2 protein-coding genes are annotated in these 2,125 nt (G+C 44.0%); one reads left to right on the top strand and one right to left on the bottom strand.

What is annotated here, in order from left to right; translation table 11 throughout:
• Positions 1 to 917: RNA-guided endonuclease InsQ/TnpB family protein (locus tag ACWB1W_RS07995; protein WP_479370845.1), on the top strand; the 917-nt coding region annotated here is incomplete at its 5' end.
• A 22-nt stretch (positions 918 to 939) separates the two neighbouring features.
• Here the strand turns inward: ACWB1W_RS07995 and ACWB1W_RS08000 are convergent.
• Positions 940 to 1,959 carry a phosphoadenosine phosphosulfate reductase domain-containing protein gene (locus tag ACWB1W_RS08000; protein ID WP_479370846.1) on the bottom strand — a complete coding sequence of 340 codons (1,020 nt, stop codon included), beginning with the start codon at positions 1,957 to 1,959 and terminating at the stop codon, positions 940 to 942.
• Positions 1,960 to 2,125 lie beyond the last annotated feature (166 nt).

A 2,125-nucleotide genomic window follows, 5' to 3' on the forward strand; every position in this document is an offset into this window, starting at 1 on the left:
TCAAAAGCAAGTGCCCCCAAAGCAATAATCCCGCTATTAGATACGATAAGCGTTCCTATACAGTTTGGCTGGACAGAGGGGAGGTGTCCCTTGCTACCGTTAGAGGAAGACAGAAGTTTAAGGTAAAAATCCTTGAATACTTCAAACAGTATCTTGATTGGAAGATAACCTCTGCCAACCTCAAATACGACAAAAAGCTCAAGAAGTTTTTCCTCAGCATCAGCGTTGAAAAAGAATTTGAAGACGTAGAAACCTCCGATTTTTACGTAGGAGTTGATTTGGGTCTTAGAAAACTTGCGGTCGTTTCTACTCCCGATGGGGAAATTAACAGGTTCCTTGATGGTGGGCATATAAGGGCTGTATCCGAGAGATACCAAGCACTCAGGAAACGTCTGCAGTCCAAAGGCACTCCCTCTGCTAAAAGACACCTTAAGAAACTCTCGCATGGGGAGAAACGGTTTAGGACTGCTGTTAACCACAAGATAGCGAGGGAGATAGTAAAGCTTGTTCCTGCTGGTGGTGCGATAGTTCTTGAGAAGCTTAAAGGTATAAGGAAAAGGATAAGGGTAAGTAAACAAAATAGGAGATGGATACACAGCTGGAACTTTGCACAACTTCAGAGGTTTATAGAGTATAAGGCACAGGTAAAAGGGATAAGGGTTGTGTATGTGGATGCAAGATACACCTCTCAGAAATGTAGCAGGTGCGGGCATATTTCCAGAAAGAACAGAAGAGACCAAGCACACTTTGTATGTGAGAGGTGTGGATTTCATCTCAACGCAGACCTCAATGCCAGCAGGAACATAGTAAAGAACTATCTGGCTTCCCTTGAAGGGAAGTCGGAACCGGGAGCGGTATATCCCCTCCTGGTGGGGCGCTGTCAACCGTCCCAATGTAGCGGTGCTACCGTAGCGTAGCATCAGCTACAAGCCTCCGACTTTAGTCGGGGGTAGTTGACGTTCTAAAAAGAGTTTTGTCTTTCTCCCATATATGCTTTATCAACTCTAACTCTTCAGAGCTTATGAGTTTTTTGCCGAGTCTTTTTTCCAGAAGCAAGAGCTTTTCCAGGATTTTCTTCCTTACAGAAATTTTCAAGGCTCCTTTTCCGTAGCCTACAGGCTCTCCTTTCCTGTTCAGTCCGCTCCTACTCTCAGGGTCGTTACAGAGATCTATCAGAAACTGTCTGAACTCGTAAAGATGTTTGAGTTCTCTATTGAAAGCAATCTGATTTTTAAGCGTTTTGTCCTCTCTTACGAGAGTGCAAACCCAGCATCCAAACCTCATACCACACCCGTTCCTGTATCCGTTTTTTTCGGGTATGAGAGGGCACTCCCCCCTCGCTTCTTTGTAGATGGAAATTACGTTTTTGTAGGAACCATCATATGGTGGTTCAGAATTTGCTAGGAACTCCCATATTTCTTCTTCTGTTACGTCCATCATCGGAGCATATACGGGTATGCCGTTGTCCTCCAAACGGAAATCTCCTCTTGACCTGCTCTTCAGGGACCTTGCCCTGTCATGACTTTCATCCAACCTCAACCCTACAAACATAATGGAATCTTTTAATTCCCTCAGCAGCTTTTTCACAGGCCTTATTTTGAGTTTATCCTGGCACCAGCGGAACCTGTGAGAAGGAAGCGGATAGCCTTTCCCTATGAGGTTTACCCAGTAGGTGTATCTGATATCCGGAGTAGCCACCTTCACTTCACATCTTATTCCTTCTCTGCGACAATAGTCTTTCACTTTCTCAAGGGTTGAAAAAGCGTGCTCATGGACAATGGGATTTTCAACAAGAGTGTCCGAGTGAACTACGACGAGCTTAAGATCCTGTTCCTTTGCCAGCTCAAGACTCAGGTGAAGAAGAACGGTGCTGTCCTTTCCTCCGGAATAACTCACAACAAAACTGTCACATCCCTCTTTGTCTATAACTCTCCTGATCCTTTCCTTTACTTTCCGCATCTCCTCTTCTAAGATAGGGCTTTATTATTAAAGTTTAATACTAAACTTTTGCACAACATGAGTCACCTCCTATCAAGTTTTGTAGCAGGAACAGAACAAGCTTGTCATCAGGAAAAGGAGAGAACCTCAAACATCGCCTTATTAAAGACTTCATAAATTCAACAAA

Source organism: Aquifex sp., from assembly GCF_056494385.1.

Coding starts and splice junctions, on each gene's coding strand:
- ACWB1W_RS08000 (WP_479370846.1), bottom strand. CDS start 1,959: ATGCGGAAAGTAAAGGAAAGGATCAGGAGAGTTATAGACAAAGAGGGA.